The following is a 13,951-nucleotide window of genomic DNA, read 5'->3' on the forward strand; positions in this document are numbered from 1 at the left end:
TCGCTCATGCAAAGTCAGTACTCACACATAGTGTTAGGTTTGGGCGCCACCGGGCTCTCGGTGGTTCGCTATTTGTGTGGAAAAGGCATAACGCCCTTGGTGATGGATAGCCGTCGCCAACCTCCAGGTGCGAGCACCCTTGCCAGCGCATTCCCTGAGGTGCAGCTGATTGCCGGTGGATTTGATTGCCGTTACTTAGTGCAAGCCACGCAAATCATTATTAGTCCAGGCATTGCGATTGATACACCCGAGGTGCGCGCGGCACTGGATATGGGCATTGAAGTGATTGGCGATGTGGAGCTATTTGCCCGTGAGATTGCCGACCGTAAACCTTGTGTAATTGGGATTACAGGCTCTAACGGCAAGACTACCGTCACTACCTTAGTGGGTGAAATGTTACGTCAAGCGGGCATGGCTGTGGCCGTGGGGGGCAACATTGGCATTCCGGCGCTCGATCTGCTGACCGAAAATGCCGATATTTTTGTGCTTGAGTTATCGAGCTTCCAGCTCGAAACCACCCACAGCTTGAACTGCGTGGCATCGACCTGTTTGAACGTGACCGAAGATCATATGGACAGATACAGCGATATGGATGCCTATCGCAAGGCCAAGCTGCGTCTGTACCATCAAAGCCGCTCCATCATCTTTAACCGTGATGATGCACTGACTATCCCGACTGAGCCGATGAATCAAAACAGCTTTGGTTTAGCGCCGCCAGAGGGCGACGAGTGGGGCATTTGTGATAGCAAGATTTACCATGGTCACAGTGAAATTATGCCTATCACCGAAGTATCGCTGATAGGCAGTCATAACCATGCCAACTTACTCGCAGCTATGGCACTGGTTGATGCCGTAGGCGTAGACAAGCAAGTGATGGCCAAAGTGGCTCGCACCTTTACTGGTCTTTCCCATCGCTGTGAAGTGGTCGGTGTGAAAGCGGGCGTGACCTATGTTAACGACTCTAAGGCGACCAATGTGGGCGCCACAGTCGCGGCGCTCGATGGGTTAAGCGATCACTTAGGCGATATTATTTTGATTGCCGGTGGTGATGGTAAGGGCGCGGATTTCAGCCCGCTGGCCGAGCCGTTAACGAAAGTGACGCACCTCATCACCTTAGGTCGCGATGGCAATAAGATTGCCGCACTGAAGGAAGGGGCCATCAAGGTGGACTCTATGGCTGCTGCAGTGGCTAAGGCCGCCGAATTGGCTACCTCGGGCGATATTGTACTCCTATCGCCAGCCTGTGCGAGCCTAGATATGTACAGCAACTTTATGGCCCGTGGGGATGACTTTAGAAGCCAAGTGGAGCAACTCGATGGCGAGTGATGCAAGACAGCTCAGCCTGTTTGGGCGAGTGCTAAACGCACTGCCTAACTGGCAACGTGATAACGAGGTGCCGGGAGTGCAATTGTACGACCGGGCTTTGCTCACGGCTGTTTTGTCTTTGATTGGCTTTGGTTTTGTCATGGTGATGTCAGCCTCTATGCCCGAGGCGCAAACGCTGACGGGCAATCCTTTCCACTTTATGACCCGTCATGTGGGTTATTTGTTGGGATGCTTAGTGATTGCCGCTTTTGTGCTGAGGGTTGAGATGCAAACTTGGCAGCGCATGAGCCCTATCATGCTGCTAGGCGTGTTTTTGATGTTACTAGCAGTGCTGGTTGTCGGTACCACAGTCAACGGTGCGACCCGTTGGTTATCCATAGGTCCTATCCGTATTCAGGTGGCCGAGGTCGCTAAGTTTGCGTTCTCTGTATACATGGCGGGTTATCTGGTGCGTCGGCATCAGGAAGTGCGTGAAAATGCAAAGGGCTTCTATAAGCCGATTGCGGTATTTGCAATCTATGCGATTTTGATTCTGATGCAGCCCGACTTAGGGACTGTAGTAGTGTTGTTCGTCGGTACCGTGGGGCTATTGTTCCTCGCCGGGGCGCGTTTGCTGGACTTCTTCGCGCTGATTTTTGCCGGGGTGTTGGCATTCGTGGCGCTGGTTCTGCTCGAGCCTTACCGTATGCGCCGGGTGACCTCATTTTTAGATCCTTGGCAGGACCCGTTCGGTAGTGGCTATCAGTTAACGCAGTCGCTAATGGCCTATGGTCGGGGTGATTGGTTTGGTCAGGGCCTAGGTAACAGTATTCAAAAGTTGGAGTACCTCCCTGAGGCGCATACCGACTTTATCTTTGCCGTGATCGGTGAAGAGTTAGGTTTTATCGGCATTATCGCTGTGTTATCCGTGCTGCTGTTTGTGGCATTGAGGGCCATTCGCCTCGGCAATTTATGTTTGGCGATGGACAAAGCCTTCGAAGGTTATCTGGCCTATGCCATCGGGATTTGGATCTGTTTCCAGACCGTCGTTAATGTGGGCGCAAGCATTGGTATGTTACCAACTAAAGGGTTAACACTGCCCTTTGTGAGTTACGGCGGTAGTAGTCTATGGGTCATGACGGCGGCGGCAATGACATTGCTGCGCATCGATTATGAGCGGCGCATGAGTTTAGTTCAGGCCGTGCAAGGGAGATTGAAGTAATGACCGACGCGGGTAAACGTATTTTAGTCATGGCAGGCGGCACGGGCGGACATGTGTTCCCGGCGCTCGCGGTGGCAAAATATTTAGCGCAGCAAGGTTGGCAAGTACGTTGGTTAGGCACCGCCGACCGCATGGAGGCGCGTTTAGTGCCTCAGTATGGCTTTGATATCGATTTTATCGACATTAAGGGCGTGCGTGGCAATGGCTTAGTACGTAAATTGGCGGCGCCTTTTAAAGTGGTGCGCTCGATTCTGCAAGCCAAGGCCGTTATTGCCGAGTTCAAGCCCGATGTGGTGCTGGGCATGGGCGGATTTGCCAGTGGCCCGGGCGGTGTGGCGGCGAAATTAGCGGGCGTGCCCTTAGTGCTGCATGAGCAAAATGCCATTCCGGGAATGACCAACAAGTTACTCTCGCGAATTGCGAATCAGGTACTGTGCGCCTTTAAAAATACCTTCACTCAGGTGAAGGCCAAGGTAGTGGGTAACCCCATCCGTCGCGAGCTTATTGCCTTAGGTGCCGAACCTAAGCAAGCCGCAGATGATGCCTTAAAAGTCTTAGTGGTGGGCGGCAGTTTAGGCGCCAAAGTCTTTAACGACTTAATGCCAGAAGTGGTTGCCGCGCTGAGTAAGCAGCAGTCTATTACGGTTTGGCATCAAGTGGGTAAGGATAATCTGACGGGCGTTAAGTCGGCTTATCAACAGCAAGGACAAGAAGGCGGCGTTAACGTTGCCGAATTTATTGATGACATGGAAGCCGCCTATCGCTGGGCGGATGTGGTATTGTGCCGTGCCGGCGCGCTGACGGTATCCGAGTTAGCGGCGGTGGGACTACCGAGTATTCTGGTGCCTTATCCCCATGCTGTGGATGATCATCAGACCCGTAACGCCCAAGTATTGGTTGAGGCTGGCGCCGCTTTCCTATTGCCGCAGGCCATCTTGGACGTGAATAAGCTGGTGAGTAAATTGCAGTTACTCGCCAATGACAGAGCAGAATTAGCCCAAATGGGCCAAAGAGCGAGAGATGTTGCCGTGTTGGATGCGACCGAGCAGGTGGCCCAAGTGTGTATCGCTCTCGCCGAGAAAGGATAGGTATGACTAAGACAGAAAGATACTTACAGCTAAGAAGTATGATCCCAGAAATGCGCCGGATTAAGCGTATTCATTTCGTCGGCATTGGCGGCGCGGGCATGGGCGGGATCGCTGAAGTATTAGTAAACGAAGGTTATGTCGTCAGCGGTTCTGATATCGCGCAAAACGCCGTGACTGACAGGCTTTGCCTGCTGGGCGCGAAAATCCATATCGGCCATGGTGCCGATAACGTGCAGCAAGCCGATGTGGTGGTAGTCTCGACCGCGATTAATCCTGAGAACCCAGAGATTATTGCGGCGAAGGAATTGCGTATTCCTATCGTGCGCCGCGCCGAGATGTTGGCCGAGTTGATGCGTTATCGCCATGGTGTGGCGATTGCGGGGACTCACGGTAAAACCACAACTACCAGTTTGATTGCCAGTTTGTATGGTCAAGCGGGTCGCGATCCGACCTTCGTGATCGGTGGCTTGCTCAACAGCGCAGGCACTAACGCTCGCTTAGGCACGAGTCGTTATCTGATTGCCGAAGCCGACGAGAGTGATGCCAGCTTCCTGCACCTGCAACCTATGGTCAGCGTGGTGACGAATATCGAAGCCGACCACATGGACACCTACGGTGGGGATTTTGAAAAGCTCAAATCGACCTTCGTGGACTTTCTGCATAACCTGCCATTCTATGGCGTGGCGGTAGTGTGTATCGACGATGCGGTCGTGCGCGAGATTATGCCGCGTATTGGTCGCCATATGATCACCTATGGTTTCAGTGATGATGCTGACGTGCAGGCGCTGAACTTCCATCAGCAGGGTCACCAATGCCGCTTTACCGTCAGACGTAAAGGCAAAGAAGATTTAGATCTGCTGCTTAACCTGCCAGGCCAGCACAATGTATTAAATGCGCTCGCGGCGATTGCCGTGGCGACAGAAGATGAAATTGATGATAGCGCCATCATTCAAGCCTTGGCTGAGTTCCAAGGTATTGGCCGTCGTTTCCAACACTTAGGTAAGTTCGCAACGCCAAAGGGCGAAGTGATGTTAGTAGACGACTATGGTCATCACCCCAGTGAAGTGGCGGCGACCATTAAAGCGGCGCGTGCAGGTTGGCCTGACAAACGCTTAGTGATGGCCTATCAGCCACACAGATATACTCGTACCCGTGACTTATACGAAGACTTTATTGAAGTGTTATCTCAAGTGGATTGCTTGTTGTTGCTCGAGGTGTATAGCGCGGGTGAAGCGCCGATCCCCGGTGCCGATGGCCGTGCACTGTGCCGCTCGATTCGTTTGCGCGGACAGTTAGATCCCATCTTTATCGCCAGCCCAGATCAGTTAGCCGAAGTGCTACCCGATGTGTTGCAGGAGGGGGATTTATTGTTGACCCAAGGTGCGGGTAATATAGGCGCCCTGTCGCGCCAGCTAGCCGCCTCTGAATTGGGCTTTAGCACTGCGGCGACAACCGAGGTAAAACCTTGATGTATTGCGGGACAACTCGGGTTTAAAGGAAATTTTGACCCGAGGCTTTAGCTCTATATAATGGCCGATTTTCTGTGGTTTTTAGTAGTGTCGTTGAAAGGTGGAAACAAACGTGTCTTGGAGTGATAAGAGGCGACACTGGTGGGCGAGGATGTCACAGGTTAATTGGTACCTGTGGAGCGGAATTGGGTTTTTATGTTTAGTCATTGGGAGTTTTGTCTTTGGTGGCTACCAACTGCATAAGTTTTTAAATGATGCCAGCACGCTGCCCATTGAGGCGGTGGCCATCAAAGGTGAACGGACTTACACCACAGATAGAGATATACAAATTGCACTACAGGATTTAATGCAGCGGAGTTTTTTCAGCGCAGATATCACCTTAGTGCAACAGGCATTAGAAGCCTTACCTTGGGTGTATCGCGCGTCAGTGAGGCGTGAATGGCCAGCGAAACTCAGGGTGTATTTACAGGAGCAACAACCGGTCGCCCATTGGAATGGTACCGCTTGGCTCAATGTGCATGGTGAGGTGTTTGAAGCGCCATCGCATCCTGAGCTAGAGCATCTGCCTTATTTATCCGGGCCAGATGATATGGGGACCGAAGTGTTAACTGCCTACGCGCAGGTTAACTCGCTACTGAAGATTAATGGCTTTACCTTGGCCAATTTGAGTTTGACGCCACGTCATGCGTGGCACGCGACACTGGGTAACGGTATTGTTTTAGACCTAGGTCGAGAAGATAAAATGGCAAGGATACAAAGGTTTATCACTGTTTATCCGTTACTGGCGAAACAAGATAAACCGATTGCCAGAGTGGATTTGCGCTACGACACAGGGTTGGCCGTAGGCTGGGGCGATGCACAAACAAGAGAGCCGATAATTAATGACCAAAAACCAAGATAGAAATCTGATCGTCGGATTGGACATAGGAACCTCTAAAGTCGCAGTGATCATAGGCGAAGTTCTGCCCGATGGCGAAATCAGCATAGTCGGCCTTGGTAACCACCCTTCAAGGGGCATGGATAAGGGTGGCGTTAACGATTTAGACTCCATCGTGCGCAGTGTGCAACGCGCGCTCGATCAAGCGGAATTAATGGCAGACTGCCAAGTATCATCGGTTTACCTGAGCATTTCCGGTAAACATATCGCCTGCCAAAACGAAAATGGCATGGTGTCGATTAACGATGAGGAAGTGACACAGGAAGACGTGGACAACGTGATCCACACCGCTCGCTCGGTGAAGATCCCGACCGAACGTCGCATTCTGCATGTGTTACCACAGGAATATGCGATTGACGTACAAGACGGCATTCGCAGCCCTATCGGCATGTCAGGCATGCGGATGGAAGCCAAGGTACACATAGTGACCTGCGCCAATGATATGGCGAAGAACATCACTAAGAGTGTTGAACGCTGTGGCTTGAAGGTTGATGACTTAGTGTTCTCCGGTATTGCGTCGGCGGATGCGGTATTAACCTTCGATGAAAAAGACTTAGGTGTGTGTATCGTCGATATCGGCGGTGGCACGACGGATATCGCCGTGTACACCAATGGTGCACTGCGTCATTGCGCGGTTGTGCCAGTTGCGGGTAACCAAGTGACCAACGATATTGCGAAGATTTTCCGCACACCTTCGTCACATGCTGAACAAATTAAAGTGCAGTTCGCCTGTGCGCGCAGCTCAATGGTGAGCCGCGAAGACAGTATCGAAGTGCCTTCGGTTGGTGGTCGCCCATCGCGCAGCATGTCGCGCCACACTTTGGCCGAGGTGGTTGAGCCTAGATATCAAGAGCTGTTTGAGCTAGTGCTCAAGGAGCTGAAAGACAGTGGTTTAGAAGATCAAATCGCCGCAGGTATCGTGTTAACAGGCGGTACTGCGTCGATTCAAGGCGTGGTGGACATTGCGGAGGCAACCTTTGGGATGCCAGTTCGCGTCGCCTCACCATTGCCAGTTAAAGGGTTATACGAATACGTGGATCAGTCTATTTACTCCACTGGAGTTGGATTGCTCCATTACGGTGCAAGACGGGTGCTTGAGCGTCAATTCGAGCGTCCTGAGCGTCAAGGGGTTACCAGTGCTTGGAATCGGGTCCAAAGCTGGTTTAAGGGTGAATTTTAATAACGCAGGCAACACGGAGATCAGACAATGTTTGAGATCATGGACACTCACTCAGACGACGCGGTGATTAAAGTCATCGGCGTTGGCGGCGGCGGCGGTAATGCTGTCGAACATATGGTCAAACACAACATTGAAGGTGTTGAGTTTGTCGTTACCAACACAGACGCACAGGCGCTACGTAAATCAGGCGCTGGCTCAACGATTCAATTAGGTCGCGATGTCACTAAAGGTCTTGGCGCTGGCGCCAACCCAGAAGTGGGTCGTGCCGCAGCGGAAGAAGACCGCGAAAACATTCGTGCAGCGATCAAAGGCTCAGACATGATCTTTATCGCCGCCGGTATGGGCGGTGGTACTGGTACAGGTGCTGCGCCAGTCGTTGCGCAAATCGCTCGCGAAGAAGGCATCTTAACGGTTGCCGTCGTGACTAAGCCTTTTCCTTTCGAAGGCAAGAAGCGTATGGCTTATGCCGAGCAAGGTATTAGCGAGCTGGCCAAGCACGTGGATTCGTTAATCACTATCCCTAACGAAAAATTATTAAAAGTATTGGGCCGTGGTACGTCATTACTCGATGCGTTTGCCGCAGCGAATAACGTGTTACTCGGTGCAGTACAAGGTATTGCCGAGCTTATCACTCGCCCAGGTCTGATTAACGTCGACTTTGCGGACGTGAAAACCGTTATGTCTGAAATGGGTAATGCCATGATGGGTACTGGTGTTGCGCGTGGTGAAGACCGTGCGGAAGAAGCGGCCGAAGCGGCAGTTGCCAGCCCATTATTAGAAGACATCGACTTAGCCGGTGCCCGTGGTGTGTTAGTTAACATTACCGCAGGTATGGACATGAGCATCGAAGAATTCGAAACCGTGGGTAACCATGTTAAAGCTTATGCTTCTGACAACGCGACAGTCGTTGTGGGCGCGGTGATCGACCCAGAAATGAGCGACGAGCTGCGTGTTACTGTGGTTGCTACTGGTATCGGCGCTGAAAAGCGTCCTGATATTCAACTGGTTTCTAAGCCAGCACCACGTCCAGAGCCAGTGGTTGTGGAACCAAAAGTAGAAGCCTATGTCGAAGAAGCAACTCATGTGAGCTATGCGGCGCCAAAGGGTAACGTGTTACCTGCATCGCCAGCACCAGCTCCTGCGCCAGCACCTTCAACAAAGCATGAATTGGATTACTTAGATATCCCAGCGTTTTTGCGTAAGCAAGCTGACTAAAACAGGTATTTGAGTCCAGCGTGTCGGGTGGTGCCTTGCTCTGTGAGGCTGTACCACCCAATGACTACATTTGTATGACATGGTCAACTTATGTTACCATGTAGCACCTATGTGGTCGTTTTGCCGCCGCTGTGTGTGCAAATATTAGGCTTAATTATAGAAATCTAAACGGGTAACTGAATGATATTTCAAAGAACTGTTCAAAAAATGGTGAAGGCTACTGGAGTCGGTTTGCACTCTGGGAATAAGGTCACCTTGAGCATTATGCCCGCACCAGTCAATACAGGGATCGTACTCGTGCGTACCGACATGAATCCTGCCGTTGCTATTCCAGCAAAGGCGGAACAAGTTCGCGAAACCACTATGTGCACGGCACTTGTCAATGACGAAGGTATTCGTATTTCGACTATTGAGCATTTATTTGCAGCCTTAGCGGGTTTAGGCATTGATAACGCCGTAATCGAAGTGGACGCGCCTGAAATCCCAATCATGGATGGCAGTGCGAGCCCATTTGTCTTCTTACTTCAGTCTGCAGGTATTAAAGAGCAGGCTGCGCCTAAGAAGTACTTAAAGATTAAACGCCCTGTGCGTGTGGAAGACGGTGATAAATGGGCCGAGCTGAAGCCATTCAAAGGCTTTAGAGTCAACTTCAAAATTGACTTTGCTCACCCTGAAATTGCTCGTAGTCAGCAGCACGTGGTGATGGACTTCTCTACTTCTGCTTTTGTTAAAGACATTAGCCGTGCCCGTACTTTTGGTTTTATGCGTGATATTGAGTATCTGCGTGCGAACAACCTAGCATTAGGTGGCAGCATGGAAAACGCGGTTGTACTTGATGAATATCGCGTCCTCAACCCCGACGGCCTGCGTTATGAGGATGAGTTCGTTAAGCACAAAATTTTAGATGCGTTTGGTGATCTCTACGTGGCAGGACACGCCATTCTTGGTGAGTTTACTGCCTATAAAACGGGTCATGCACTGAATAACCAATTAGTGCGAGCCTTATTGGCGCAGCAGGATGCGTGGGAGCTGGTGAGCTTTGAGAAAGAAGCCGATGTTCCCGTCAGCTTTACTGTGCCAGGTGGCGCGGTTTACGCTTAATAGCGGTTGATCTTTACTTATTACGGCTGGCCAATGTGGCCAGCCGTTTTAGTTTTTCGCCTAGTGTTCCGCTCACATTTTCTGCAAGCGCAGCAATATGTTCTGCCGCCGCTGGACTGAGTTGCTTGTGCGCCTGTTTCGGCTTTGCGTCATACAATGCTAATCTCGGGTTGACTTTAACTTCAATTGCGGTAAGGATTGGGAGCGTTTCTGCTTGAAGCTGCGCTAGTAGTTTCGGCTTTTGGAAATTAATTCGTGCGGCCCATGCTGCCGAAGTGGTTTCAACCACAAGAACACCCTGGCGGAAATTAGCGACTTTCAGCTGCTCCGCAACAGGACCTGCGACAATCTGCTTCACATGCTGATCCAGATATAAAAGTAGTTCCGCTTTCTCAGCTATATCGGGCAATGTGCCTGACAGATGTAGTAATTGGCTGAGATCCTGAGGGGGCTTTTTCATATGATAATAAGATGGCTGAATTAGGCTATGAGTGTAACAGTATTTATTCAAGGTCGGAATGGCGTCACGCGCTGGCAACCCAGTAAACGCTGGTTGCTCCTTCCCATGCTATTGTTGGCTACTGGTGCAGGTATTTATCAACACAACTCTGCTAAATTTGAAAATCAGCAAGCCAGTGTCGATAACGATCGGATCCAACGCGAACAACAAAAGAAGCAAGTCTTAGAACTAAAGAGTGCCACAGAGTCACAGCTAGCCATGCTGGCGACCCATGTCGCGCGCATGCAAGCTAAAATCACCCGTCTCGAGGCTTTAGGTCAACAAGTCGCTAAACAAAATAAATTGGATGAAGACTTTGATTTCTCCTCTGAAGTGGGTGTGGGTGGCTTGAGCGAATTAGGCTCGAATATCGAACTTGGTCAGCTTATCGATGATATGGATAAACTGGCGTCACAAATTGACAACAATAATGTTCAACTATCACTACTTGAAACAGTGTCATCTAACCACCATATAGATGCTGAACGTTATGTATCAGGGCTCCCACTCGATAAAGGTTGGTTATCGTCGCCCTACGGATTACGTAATGACCCTTTTAACGGTCGTCGAACCATGCATAAAGGGATCGATTTTACCGGTCGAGAAGGGGCTAAAGTTGTCGCGACTGCTGCAGGCGTGGTGACTTGGGCTGGGAATATGTTTGGCTATGGCGAATTGGTCGAAATCGACCATGGTAACGGTTTACGTACACGCTATGGTCATAATAAAGCTTTGTCAGTAGCTGTAGGTGATGTGGTCGCGAAAGGCGAAACCATCGCCAGTATGGGAAGCACTGGGCGCTCAACAGGGGCTCATGTGCATTATGAAGTGTTGCGTGGCGGACAGCAGATAGATCCACAGAAGTTTGTCTACCGCAAGGCAGGTTAATTGAAACATTGGCTTCTAGTTTCCATCATGGACTTGGCCTACAGAAAATAAGTGATTCAGATGTTTGGTAAATTACTGACAAAAGTATTTGGTAGTCGCAACGACCGTACCCTCAAAGGGTTACAAAAAGTAGTTAATAAGATTAATGCGCTTGAAGCCGATTATGAAAAATTAACCGATGAACAGCTTAAGGCGAAAACCGCCGAGTTCCGCGAGCGTTTAGCGGCCGGAGCTTCGTTAGAGAGCATTATGGCGGAAGCCTTCGCGACAGTGCGTGAAGCATCGAAGCGAGTGTTCGAGATGCGTCACTTCGACGTACAGTTACTCGGTGGTATGGTGCTCGACAGTAACCGCATCGCTGAAATGCGCACCGGTGAAGGTAAAACTTTAACCGCAACTCTGCCAGCCTATTTAAATGCCTTAACTGGCAAAGGCGTTCACGTTATTACCGTCAACGATTACTTAGCCCGTCGTGACGCGGAAAATAACCGCCCACTGTTCGAATTCTTAGGCTTAACTGTCGGCATTAACGTCGCAGGTTTGGGGCAGCAGGCGAAAAAAGACGCCTACAACGCCGATATTACTTACGGCACCAACAACGAATTTGGTTTCGACTATCTGCGCGATAACATGGCGTTCTCGCCACAAGAGCGTGTTCAACGTCCATTGCACTATGCACTGATCGACGAAGTCGACTCAATCCTTATCGACGAAGCTCGTACGCCATTGATTATCTCTGGTGCTGCGGAAGACAGCTCTGAGCTATACATCAAGATCAACACGCTTATCCCGAATCTTATCCGTCAAGATAAGGAAGACTCTGAAGAGTATGTGGGTGAGGGTGACTACAGCATCGATGAAAAAGCCAAACAAGTGCACTTCACCGAGCGTGGCCAAGAGAAGGTTGAGAACCTATTGATTGAGCGCGGCATGTTAGCCGAAGGCGACTCACTCTACTCAGCGGCAAACATTTCTCTGCTACACCATGTGAACGCGGCGCTGCGTGCTCATACTCTGTTTGAACGCGATGTCGACTATATCGTTCAAGATGGCGAAGTGATCATCGTTGACGAACACACTGGTCGTACTATGCCTGGTCGTCGTTGGTCAGAAGGCTTACACCAAGCCGTTGAAGCCAAAGAAGGCGTGCGTATCCAAAACGAAAACCAAACCTTGGCATCGATTACCTTCCAAAACTACTTCCGTTTATATGAGAAGTTAGCGGGTATGACAGGTACAGCCGATACTGAGGCGTTCGAGTTCCAACACATCTATGGTTTAGATACTGTGGTTGTGCCTACGAACCGTCCAATGGTACGTAAGGATATGGCCGATCTGGTTTACCTCACCGCCAATGAAAAATACCAAGCGATCATCAAAGACATTAAAGACTGCCGTGAACGTGGCCAGCCAGTATTGGTGGGTACGGTTTCCATCGAACAGTCTGAACTGTTAGCGCGTTTGATGGTGAAGGAGAAGATCCCGCACCAAGTGCTTAACGCTAAGTTCCACGAAAAAGAAGCCGAAATTGTTGCTCAAGCGGGTCGTACTGGCGCCGTGACAATTGCGACTAACATGGCGGGTCGTGGTACCGACATCGTGTTAGGCGGCAACTGGAATATGGAAATCGAAGCCCTCGAGAATCCAACTGCTGAGCAAAAAGCTAAAATCAAGGCCGACTGGCAAGAGCGCCACGATGCCGTAGTCGCCGCCGGTGGTTTACACATTTTAGGTACTGAGCGTCACGAATCTCGCCGTATCGACAACCAGCTACGTGGTCGTGCGGGTCGTCAAGGTGACGCGGGGTCTTCACGTTTCTACCTTTCTATGGAAGATAGCTTAATGCGCATCTTCGCCTCGGATCGTGTCTCTGGCATGATGAAGAAACTGGGGATGGAAGAGGGCGAAGCAATCGAGCATCCATGGGTTTCCCGTGCGATTGAAAACGCTCAGCGTAAAGTGGAAGCGCGTAACTTTGATATTCGTAAGCAACTGCTCGAATTTGACGACGTCGCAAACGACCAACGTCAAGTGGTTTATGCACAGCGCAACGAGTTGATGGATGCCGAAAGTATCGAAGACACCATCAAAAACATCCAAGACGATGTGATCAGTGCGGTGATCGATCAATACATTCCACCACAATCAGTGGAAGAGTTATGGGATGTGCCAGGATTAGAGCAACGTTTACAGCAAGAATTTATGCTGAAACTGCCAATCCAAGAATGGCTAGATAAAGAAGACGACTTACACGAAGAAACATTGCGTGAGCGTATCATCACTTCTTGGTCTGATGCGTATAAAGCAAAAGAAGAAATGGTCGGTGCGCCAGTACTGCGCCAGTTTGAAAAAGCCGTGATGCTACAAACCCTCGATGGTCTGTGGAAAGAACACTTAGCGGCAATGGATCACTTACGCCAAGGTATCCATTTACGTGGTTACGCACAGAAGAATCCAAAGCAGGAATATAAGCGCGAGTCTTTCGAGCTGTTCCAGCAATTACTGTCGACCTTAAAGCATGACGTCATTAGTGTGCTATCTAAGGTACAAGTACAAGCACAGTCAGACGTAGAAGAGATGGAAGCTCGTCGTCGTGAAGAAGATGCTAAGATCCAACGCGACTATCAGCACGCAGCTGCCGAAGCCTTAGTAGGTGGGGATGATGGTAGCGATGAGATGATGGCTCACACGCCAATGATCCGCGATGGCGATAAAGTGGGACGTAACGATCCTTGTCCTTGTGGCTCAGGCCGTAAGTATAAGCAGTGTCACGGCAAGCTAAGCTAATTCAATACGCGAACTCATTTTAAAAGGCGACTGTAATAGTCGCCTTTTTCATACCTGCTGCTTTATAAGTGCTTTAACTCTTTACCGACCATAAAACCCTTCGGCGATAAATCCTAACCAGTATCACTGCACTAAAACTAACCACTTTTATCTGATTTGTGGATAAGTTTGAGGATAAATAGTGGGTATTTTGTGACTAACTGAAACTATTGAAAAAAGAATCAAAAAAACCGAAAAAAGCCCTTGCGTAAAAAGTTCTG

At 50.1% G+C, this 13,951-nt stretch carries 11 protein-coding genes; 10 read left to right on the plus strand and 1 reads right to left on the minus strand.

Annotated features, from left to right (window positions below; translation table 11 throughout):
- Positions 1-6 precede the first annotated feature (6 nt).
- From murD to lpxC, 8 genes are all read left to right on the plus strand, one after another.
- Positions 7-1,326 (plus strand): UDP-N-acetylmuramoyl-L-alanine--D-glutamate ligase, encoded by a 1,320-nt coding sequence (murD, locus tag ACUZ8J_RS02230; protein WP_446692937.1) that lies wholly within the window; start codon positions 7-9, stop codon positions 1,324-1,326.
- Positions 1,316-2,527, plus strand: a complete 1,212-nt coding sequence (gene ftsW / locus ACUZ8J_RS02235; RefSeq protein ID WP_011624927.1) for a cell division protein FtsW — start codon at positions 1,316-1,318, stop codon at positions 2,525-2,527. Before murD ends, ftsW begins: the two co-directional genes overlap by 11 nt.
- Positions 2,527-3,615: an undecaprenyldiphospho-muramoylpentapeptide beta-N-acetylglucosaminyltransferase gene (murG, locus tag ACUZ8J_RS02240; protein WP_011624928.1), complete on the plus strand. Its 1,089-nt coding sequence runs from the start codon at positions 2,527-2,529 to the stop codon at positions 3,613-3,615. The genes ftsW and murG overlap by 1 nt, the downstream gene beginning before the upstream one ends.
- 2 nt (positions 3,616-3,617) lie before the next feature.
- On the plus strand, positions 3,618-5,084 hold the full coding sequence (murC, locus tag ACUZ8J_RS02245; RefSeq protein WP_011624929.1) for a UDP-N-acetylmuramate--L-alanine ligase: 1,467 nt from the start codon (positions 3,618-3,620) through the stop codon (positions 5,082-5,084).
- 151 nt (positions 5,085-5,235) lie between these two features.
- Entirely contained in the window at positions 5,236-5,985 is a 750-nt protein-coding gene (locus tag ACUZ8J_RS02250; RefSeq protein ID WP_446692938.1) for a cell division protein FtsQ/DivIB, read from the plus strand.
- Entirely contained in the window at positions 5,966-7,201 is a 1,236-nt protein-coding gene (gene ftsA, locus ACUZ8J_RS02255; protein ID WP_011073897.1) for a cell division protein FtsA, read from the plus strand. Before ACUZ8J_RS02250 ends, ftsA begins: the two co-directional genes overlap by 20 nt.
- Before the next feature lie 27 nt (positions 7,202-7,228).
- On the plus strand, positions 7,229-8,416 hold the full coding sequence (gene ftsZ / locus ACUZ8J_RS02260) for a cell division protein FtsZ (protein ID WP_086903078.1): 1,188 nt from the start codon (positions 7,229-7,231) through the stop codon (positions 8,414-8,416).
- Positions 8,417-8,596: 180 nt separating this feature from the next.
- Positions 8,597-9,517 carry a UDP-3-O-acyl-N-acetylglucosamine deacetylase gene (lpxC, locus tag ACUZ8J_RS02265; RefSeq protein WP_011624293.1) on the plus strand — a complete coding sequence of 307 codons (921 nt, stop codon included), beginning with the start codon at positions 8,597-8,599 and terminating at the stop codon, positions 9,515-9,517.
- 13 nt (positions 9,518-9,530) lie between these two features.
- On the opposite strand, the gene ACUZ8J_RS02270 is transcribed toward lpxC, so the two are convergent.
- Positions 9,531-9,977 (minus strand): DUF721 domain-containing protein, encoded by a 447-nt coding sequence (locus ACUZ8J_RS02270; RefSeq protein WP_011624931.1) that lies wholly within the window; start codon positions 9,975-9,977, stop codon positions 9,531-9,533.
- 27 nt (positions 9,978-10,004) lie between these two features.
- Between ACUZ8J_RS02270 and ACUZ8J_RS02275 the strand changes: the two genes are divergently transcribed.
- Together ACUZ8J_RS02275 and secA are read left to right on the plus strand one after the other, a co-directional pair.
- Entirely contained in the window at positions 10,005-10,904 is a 900-nt protein-coding gene (locus tag ACUZ8J_RS02275) for a M23 family metallopeptidase (protein ID WP_446692939.1), read from the plus strand.
- Positions 10,905-10,964: 60 nt separating this feature from the next.
- On the plus strand, positions 10,965-13,691 hold the full coding sequence (secA, locus tag ACUZ8J_RS02280; protein ID WP_011624291.1) for a preprotein translocase subunit SecA: 2,727 nt from the start codon (positions 10,965-10,967) through the stop codon (positions 13,689-13,691).
- The last annotated feature ends 260 nt before the right edge of the window (positions 13,692-13,951 follow it).

This window comes from Shewanella sp. Koi 1 (assembly GCF_052907445.1).